The organism is Aequorivita aurantiaca, from assembly GCF_030410135.1.
GTDB lineage: Bacteria > Bacteroidota > Bacteroidia > Flavobacteriales > Flavobacteriaceae > Aequorivita > Aequorivita aurantiaca.
Genome location: NZ_JAUGQQ010000005.1, coordinates 213,142 through 221,430 on the forward strand (window position 1 = coordinate 213,142; position 8,289 = coordinate 221,430).

Here is an 8,289-nt window from a genome sequence, read left to right on the forward strand (position 1 = left end):
CCTATTCAACTTCCTCATAAACGTGCTTGGGAGATTTTTTGGAAGATTTCAGCAAATCAATAAAAACGGTGGGCGAAATTCCGGTGACTGATTTAAAAACGGTGGCGAAGCTACTATGCGATGAAAACCCACTCTCCTCGGCCAAATAACTTATTTTATACTGCAAATAAGTTCGGTTATTCTTTAACTTGTCTATGATGTAATTGATACGCAACTCGTTAATATAGCTATTGAAATTTTTACCCTTATGGGTATTAATCACTTCTGAAAGATATTTTGTATTCGTATCCAAATGTGCCGCCAATAGCGCCAAGGACATATCTTGTTTTGTGAATTGTTTCGAATTTTCAAAATGGGCCAATTTCTTTACAAGAAGATTTTCTGTTTCCACAGGAATATTTAGACCTTTTGAAATTTCTTTGGTGGGAAGTTCTTCGGTCGGTCTTTCCCTGTTTTCATTGTAGGCAATGAATTTTTGGTATTGTTTGAATCTGCTTCGGTATCGAAACCTAAGAAGCAAACCAAGAATAATAATGAATCCCAAAATAGCTGAAAATATCCAAATGTTCTGCGCATAATTCTTTTTCAACGTTTCGGTTTTTGTCGTATGGTTGGTATTAACGTAATTATAAATTGCGTTTACGCCTTGGTCTTCCGCTATTTCAGTTTTGGTGTCGAGTTGCTGCGCCTCTTTTTTAAAAGCATAAAATTGATCGGAATTCTTTAAAGCTAAATATACCGATGACAGATTTTCTGAAATCTGCGCCTGGTAAGCGTGGTTTTCAAATTGTGTTGCTATTTTAAGCGCCGTTTGGTACGATTCCAAAGCCTTCTCATAATTCTTTTGAATAAAATATAAGTTGCCCATTTGGTTGCGTAACACCATTTCCAAATAATTATTGGGATGTTCGCCGCCCGTTTTGGCCAATAGATTTTCGAAATATTCTTTTGAAGCTGTGGTATCGTTGCGTTTTAGAAAAATTTCTGCAATTGAAACCGTAGTTTCAATCGCCATGACCGGGTCGGGAATTTTTTCGAAATTGGTTTTGGCGAGATTAAACTGTTCACTCGCTTGTTGCCAATTGTCCTCCTGTAAATTTTTATTGGCTTCAAGAAGCGCCTTGCCGGCGTAGATATATTTTTGGGCATCCTCATTATTGATTGCCGTTGCCAGCACAATAGTGTTGATATAATATTGTTGCGCCACCACGTCCAACCCCAGATGCATTAAAATGGGAATTGAGGTTACTGTTGCCCTTAACTGGAGGGGTAAATTTTTTGTGGATTCTGCAATTACTTTGGCCTGCACACCTGCTTTTACGGCGTTTTCAAAATTTCCAGTAATGTAAAATCCCACCGTATTTAATAAATGTGCCTGTACACGTTGGTCTTTATTTGCAGAATTTTCCAACACATGGTTAGCAATTTTTATGGCTGCCTGGGGTTGTGTGTATAAAATCGCTTCAGCGTTGGATAACATATTTTTATAATCGCCAAAGTCTTGCGCATTACTGTTTATGCTTATTTGGGCAATAAAAAATATTAAGAAATAAAAACGCATTTTGTATAGAGATAACAATGCCCCAAGATACATAAAGTTAAATTTTGAAGCGTATTATGAGGGAGATTTCAATAAAAAAACCTCGTTGAAATATTATCAACAAGGTTTCGCAAAAAGCTTTAATTGTTATATAAAGCAGCTATTTAAATTCTTTTCATAACAATTTCCATGCTTTTATATTCAGATCCTCCAGCCACGGTTTCAAACATTTCCATTTTGCGGGTATTTTCGTCAACAATTGTAAAAACCTCGCGCACCTGTCGCTCCTTTCCTGTCATAGGGTCCACCATATTTCCATTGGAAATGATAGCCTTGGTGGCGTCATCATATTTTCCACGCAGCACCATCATACCCGTGCCCATATTATCAATCCATGTGGAGACCGTTTCTTTGGTGGCATTGTCAAAGGCCGTGGTAGCTTTTCCTTCAAACGGCATGTCCATTACATTTCCCTTGTAATTCGTTTCCTGGTAGCGACCTCCAAGAATCATATTTATTTCAGCCGTTGAGGTAGCTTTAACGGATTCTCCGCCTTCGCCCATCCAAAAGGTCATTTCATTGTTCCAATTGCCAACGTCCTCGGCCATCATTTTGTGCGGCTCGCTGGGGGTTGCGTAAGCTTCCCAAGCCTTTTGCATGGCTACGGAATCCATAGGTGTTTCTGTCGTTTCAATACTGTCCGTGGCAGTTGCGGTAGTGTCGGTCGCCATAATGGTTTCAGTTTCCATGGTCGCTTTGTTTTCATTTTTACACGCTGATAAACAAAGCGCAAGTACGGATGCTGCTAAAAATAGATTTTTCATAATATGTTGGATTTTATAGGTTGAATTTACCTGCTAATGTAGAAAAAATCTCAACATCCAAGGCAGTAGTTTGTTCCAAATGAGGGTTTTAAAATCTGAATTGGAATCGCCTTAGTTTTAAATTGAAAAACAATAATCCTGCCCCTTTACTTTCTTCTAACCAAAATGGCAACAACTGCCGAAAGTAAAACCCCAAATCCCAGCGCCCCAAAAGCCGCCTGCCACATATAATTGTTTATGTTGAAATAATCATTCGCCTTGGTCCGACTCATCATTTCGTTGGTCACGGAATATTCAATCACGTTGTTAAAGTATTCCGGTGTCACATAATTATGGGTAACAAATTGGGCCAAGGGCGAAAGAAGCGCCACAAATACGCTCAGGATAACACCAGATAGAAAGCCTTGCAGCCAAGTCATTTTACCCTCAAAGGCTCGCCTTCTTTTTTCCCGCATTTCCAGCCAATACATCAAAATTGCAATGGGCGCAAAAAACATGGTCAGCCACCAATGGTCTGCAATCTGTTCCTCGTGCCAGCCCATTGTTTTCTCGAAAAGCATCCAACAGAGTAAAGCGACGGTAAAAATGATAGCCCATTTAAATTCGATGTATATTTTTTTCATATTCGTTTTATTTTATGCGAATTAAAGATAGCTTTTTCACAAAAAAATCCCCCGCAAAAGCAGGGGATTTTTTTTAACTCATAACTCATAACCAAACTACTCATCAACCAAAACCCAATCGCCTTTATCGAGCAGTGGAATGGCTTGTTTAAACTTCATCTCCTTATTTTCTCCGCTCATCACGTGTTTGATCGTCACTTTATCGTTACGGTTAATTTTTGGGCGCTCGCGGGTAATGGTTTCCGTTATCTGCTGGCGTTGCGGTTGTGTATTTCCAGCCGCGCGCGCTTGTGCGGAACGCTCGTCCATATTTGGGATTTCGTCTTTTTGCTCGTTCAGGTTTTCCTTGCGTTTCACCTCCCGCGCTTCCTGGATTTGCTGCTGGTTTTCCTGCGGCAATTCACCTTTGAAAAGGAATGATATAACCTCTTTGTTCACTTTTTCAATCATTGCTTTAAAAAGTTCAAAAGCCTCAAACTTATAAATGAGCAACGGATCCTTCTGTTCGTGCACCGCAAGTTGAACAGATTGTTTCAGCTCGTCCATTTTTCGCAAATGCGTTTTCCATGAATCATCAATTATGGCGAGGGTAATATTTTTCTCAAAATCATTTACCAATTGCTTCCCTTCGGTTTCATACGCTTTTTCAAGGTCTGTGGCCACGTTTAGGGTTTTTACGCCATCGGTAAAAGGAACAAGAATTCGTTTGTATTTATCCTTCTGCGTTTCATAAACATTTTTGATTACCGGGTACGCCATTTCAGCGTTGCGCTCCATTTTATTTTGATAGTGCAGATAGGCGGCCTTATAAACCTTGCCTGCAATTTCACGGGCATCCATTTTTTCAAATTCCTTATCGGAAATAGGGGAGCTCATGGAGAAGAAGCGGATCAATTCAAATTCAAAATTCTTATAATCCTGCGCCAGTTTGTTGCTTTCCGCAATTACTTCTGCGGTGTCGTAAATCATATTTGCAATGTCCACCCGAAGACGGTCACCAAACAATGCATGGTATCGTCGTTTGTAAACCACCTCGCGTTGCGCATTCATTACATCATCATATTCCAACAATCTTTTACGTATTCCGAAGTTGTTTTCTTCCACCTTTTTCTGGGCCCGCTCAATAGATTTTGAAATCATTGAATGTTGAATAACTTCGCCTTCCTTCAAGCCCATTCTGTCCATCATTTTCGCAATTCGCTCACTTCCGAAGAGGCGCATCAAATTATCCTCCAAAGAAACATAGAACTGTGAACTTCCCGGATCGCCCTGCCGTCCACTACGTCCGCGTAACTGTCTGTCCACGCGACGTGAATCGTGGCGCTCGGTACCTACAATAGCGAGTCCGCCGGCTTTTTTCACTTCGTCGCTCAATTTAATGTCCGTACCACGGCCCGCCATGTTTGTGGCTATGGTAACAATACCAGATTTTCCAGCTTCGGCAACAATATCGGCCTCGCGTTTGTGCAGTTTCGCGTTCAATACGTTATGAGGAATATTCCGAATGCTCAACATACGGCTCAATAGTTCCGAAATTTCCACGGAAGTGGTACCAATCAAAACAGGTCGTCCTGCATTTGAAAGTGCGGTAACTTCTTCCGCTACGGCGTTGTATTTTTCTCTTTTTGTTTTATAGATTTTATCATCGCGATCGTGGCGGGCAATAGGGCGGTTGGTAGGAATTTCAACCACATCCAACTTATAGATTTCCCAGAGTTCACCAGCTTCCGTTACCGCAGTTCCCGTCATTCCGGAAAGCTTATTGTACATTCGGAAATAATTCTGAAGCGTGATGGTTGCAAAGGTTTGCGTCATTGCTTCAATCTTCACGTCTTCCTTCGCTTCAATTGCTTGGTGAAGCCCGTCACTGTAGCGGCGACCATCCATAATACGGCCGGTTTGTTCGTCCACAATCAGCACTTTATTTTCCATCACCACGTATTGGTCATCTTTTTCAAAAAGAGTGTATGCCTTCAAAAGTTGGTTCATCGTGTGGATGCGTTCACTTTTAATAGAGAAATCGCGGAACAGTTCTTCTTTTTCAGTTACTTCATCTTCCTTGGAAAGTCCCTTATTTTCAATCTTCGCTATTTCGGTGCCTATTTCGGGCATCACGAAGAAATCCGGATCGCCTTCCCCAGAAAGATAATCCACCCCTTTATCGGTGAGTTCTATCTGATTGTTCTTTTCATCAATAACGAAGTAAAGTTCGGCATCAACCTTGGGCATTTCGCGGTTGTTGTCGCTCATATAATGGTTTTCGGTTTTCTGAAGAATCTGCCGAACACCTTCTTCCGAAAGGAATTTGATCAAGGCCTTATTTTTCGGCAACCCGCGATACACGCGAAGCAATTGGAAACCTCCTTCTTTTTCGTCACCTTCTTTTATAAGTCTTTTGGCCTCGGCCAATACTCCGTTTAAATATTTTTTTTGTACTTCAACAATGTTGTTGATTTTCGGCTTAAGTTCGTTGAATTCGTGGCGGTCACCTTCGGGCACGGGACCGGAAATAATAAGCGGCGTTCGTGCATCATCAATCAATACGGAATCCACCTCATCCACAATGGCATAATGGTGCGGGCGCTGCACAAGATCATCTGGTGCATGGGCCATGTTGTCGCGCAAATAATCAAAACCGAATTCGTTGTTTGTTCCGTAGGTAATATCGGCCAAATAGGCTTTTCTTCGTGCCGCGGAATTTGGTTTGTGGTTGTCAATACAATCCACCGTCATCCCGTGAAATTCAAACAGTGGCGCCATCCATGCGCTATCACGCCTGGCGAGGTAATCGTTCACGGTAACAAGATGCACCCCATTTCCGGCGAGGGCATTTAAGTACATTGGAAGCGTGGCAACCAAGGTTTTTCCTTCTCCTGTTTGCATTTCGGCAACTTTCCCCTCGTGAAGTGCAATTCCCCCTATAAGCTGAACGTCATAGTGTACCATATCCCAAGTGATCGGTTTTCCCGCGGCATCCCAGCTGTTTTTCCAAATCGCTTTGTCATCCTCAAGGGTTATGTAGTCTTTACTGGCCGATATTTCACGGTCAAACGGGCTTGCGGTTACCGTAATTGTTTCATTGTTTTTGAAGCGCTTGGCAGTTTCCTTCATCACTGCGAATGCCTCGGGAAGTATTTTGGTTAGGGTCGCTTTTTCAACTTCATAACGATCGTCCTTTAGTTTGTCAATCTGGTTGTAGAAATCTTCCTTTTTATTGATATCTTCCTCGTTTTCTGATTGTTTTTCAAGGGCATCGATCTGGTCTTGAATTTCTTTTTGGGCGTCTTTTATTTCCTTTCTAAAGAAATTCGATTTGGCGCGAAGTTCATCGTGGGTAAGTTTCTCAATCGCCTCTTCGTGTTTTTTTACTTCATTTACGAGCGGTTGTATTTGGCCGATGTCTTTTTTCGATTTATCGCCTACAAAGACTTTTAATACATTATCTAATATTCCCATGATATAATTTTATTTTGAAATGTTGCAAGGCAACACTTTTGGTCGATTTCAGTTTTAGGTCAAGTTTGTACTCGACCTACTATTGCTAATTTAGTTTAAATAAAAAAAGCCTCTTAAAAGAGACTTTTTATATTATTTTTTAATTGTACCCCAAAAATTGGGGATTAATATTCATCCTCATTCCAAAGATAATCGTCGTCCGTTGGGTAGTCTGCCCAGATCTCTTCAATAGAGTCGTAAGAATCTCCCTCGTCTTCAATTGCCTGAAGGTTTTCCACTACTTCCAGTGGAGCACCGGTCCTGATCGCGTAATCAATTAATTCATCTTTGGTTGCGGGCCAGGGCGCATCGCTTAAGTAGGATGCCAATTCTAATGTCCAGTACATAGCACTTTAGGTTTTAATTTTCTGCAAAAGTAATTTTTTAGATCAAAAAGTCAAGTAAAATCCAAATTATTTCTGCTATATTTTAAAGAACGTTTGTTTTTGTTTGATTTACAGAGGGTTATAACGCTTAAAAATCTGCTATCACAATAACCCAATAACTTTTTAACCCAGTTTCTCCGGAATCCATTGCGTCTCTTCTGCGTTGGTGTCTTTGGACAACTTTCGTGCCAGCACAAAGAGGTAGTCAGATAAACGGTTTAAATATTTTAGTACCCGCTCGTCAATGGGTTCATTTTCATTTAAAAGTGTGGCGCGGCGTTCGGCACGGCGGCAAACTGTACGCGCTATGTGACAAGATGACACGATGGTGTTCCCTCCCGGCAAAATAAAATGGGTCATCGGTGGCAGGGTGTCGTTCATTCGATCCATTTCATTTTCGAGAAGGACGATGTCCTCCTCTTTTATTTTGGGAATATTGAGTCGTTCCTTTCCGCTTTTCAGCATTGCCTTTGCCGGATCCGTGGCTAAAATTGCGCCTAATGTAAATAACCTATCTTGAATATGAACCAAAATTTCTTTACTACGCTCATCAATTTCTTGAGTGCGAATTAAACCTAAATAGGAGTTAAGCTCGTCTACGGTGCCATAACTTTCAATCCGAATATTATGCTTGGGAACTCTCGTGCCGCCAAAAAGTGCCGTTGTACCGGCATCGCCGGTTTTGGTGTATATTTTCATTTCGAGGTTGAGGTTTGAATGTGGGGTTTCGGGTTTCGAGCAAATTTACAAATATCTCTTTTAAAATGCCCATAAAAGCGAGAAGACTGAGTTGTAGTACTTAAACCTGAAACTGATTAATTTCCGCTCTCTTTCTCCCGTTGTTTTTTGCGTTCGTAATAACTGCTTCTAAAATTTTTGTTTCTGCGTTCCCGTTGGTTGCGTGAGTTGCGCTTGTTCCAAAAATAAAGAATTGCCAAAAGAAGAATTCCAGCAATTATTAACACAATTGGATTTGAAAGGTCAAGGTTCATAAGTCAAAGATAAAACAGCGAGTGGGAAGTGTAAAATTAGTATATTAAAAATTCCAGATGGCTATCTGTTCCATTTAATTTAAAACTTATTTAATGAAACAACATAAAAAAATCCGCCCGGCATAAATTGCCGGACGGATTCCATTTTAACTAATAACAATTATGAATCTACTATTCCTTTACCAATCGCTTGGTGGTGGTTCCATTTTGTCCCTGGATCCTGACCATATATACCGCCGCGCCAAGTGTTGAAACGTCAAGGGTCCTCTTGGATCCCATCCCTCTCAGGTCTGCCCTTTGCACAAGCCTTCCGCGAAGGTCGAATATCTGCAGACTCTCCAGCTCAAGGTTCTGGGGGTTCCCAACGTTCAGGAGGTGCTTGGTCGGCACCGGATAAAGCGAAACGCTTCCCAGGTCCTGCGCAGGCCC

The 8,289-nt window shown here is 41.2% G+C and carries 7 protein-coding genes; all 7 read right to left on the reverse strand.

What is annotated here, in order from left to right:
• Nucleotide 1 precedes the first annotated feature (1 nt).
• Nucleotides 2-1,561: a helix-turn-helix domain-containing protein gene (locus QRD02_RS09845; RefSeq protein ID WP_290254774.1), complete on the reverse strand. Its 1,560-nt coding sequence runs from the start codon at nt 1,559-1,561 to the stop codon at nt 2-4.
• A 143-nt stretch (nt 1,562-1,704) separates the two neighbouring features.
• On the reverse strand, nt 1,705-2,364 hold the full coding sequence (locus QRD02_RS09850; RefSeq protein ID WP_290254775.1) for a DUF1579 domain-containing protein: 660 nt from the start codon (nt 2,362-2,364) through the stop codon (nt 1,705-1,707).
• A gap of 146 nt (nt 2,365-2,510) precedes the next feature.
• Nucleotides 2,511-2,987, reverse strand: a complete 477-nt coding sequence (locus QRD02_RS09855) for a DUF4199 domain-containing protein (protein ID WP_290254776.1) — start codon at nt 2,985-2,987, stop codon at nt 2,511-2,513.
• A 96-nt stretch (nt 2,988-3,083) separates the two neighbouring features.
• On the reverse strand, nt 3,084-6,443 hold the full coding sequence (gene secA / locus QRD02_RS09860) for a preprotein translocase subunit SecA (RefSeq protein WP_290254777.1): 3,360 nt from the start codon (nt 6,441-6,443) through the stop codon (nt 3,084-3,086).
• Between the two features lie 164 nt (nt 6,444-6,607).
• On the reverse strand, nt 6,608-6,829 hold the full coding sequence (locus QRD02_RS09865; protein ID WP_014782927.1) for a DUF2795 domain-containing protein: 222 nt from the start codon (nt 6,827-6,829) through the stop codon (nt 6,608-6,610).
• 162 nt (nt 6,830-6,991) lie between these two features.
• Complete coding sequence (locus tag QRD02_RS09870; RefSeq protein WP_290254778.1) at nt 6,992-7,567, reverse strand: cob(I)yrinic acid a,c-diamide adenosyltransferase; 576 nt, start codon at nt 7,565-7,567, stop codon at nt 6,992-6,994.
• A 464-nt stretch (nt 7,568-8,031) separates the two neighbouring features.
• A partial coding sequence (locus QRD02_RS09875; RefSeq protein ID WP_290254779.1) for a T9SS type A sorting domain-containing protein occupies nt 8,032-8,289 on the reverse strand: 258 nt, incomplete at its 5' end.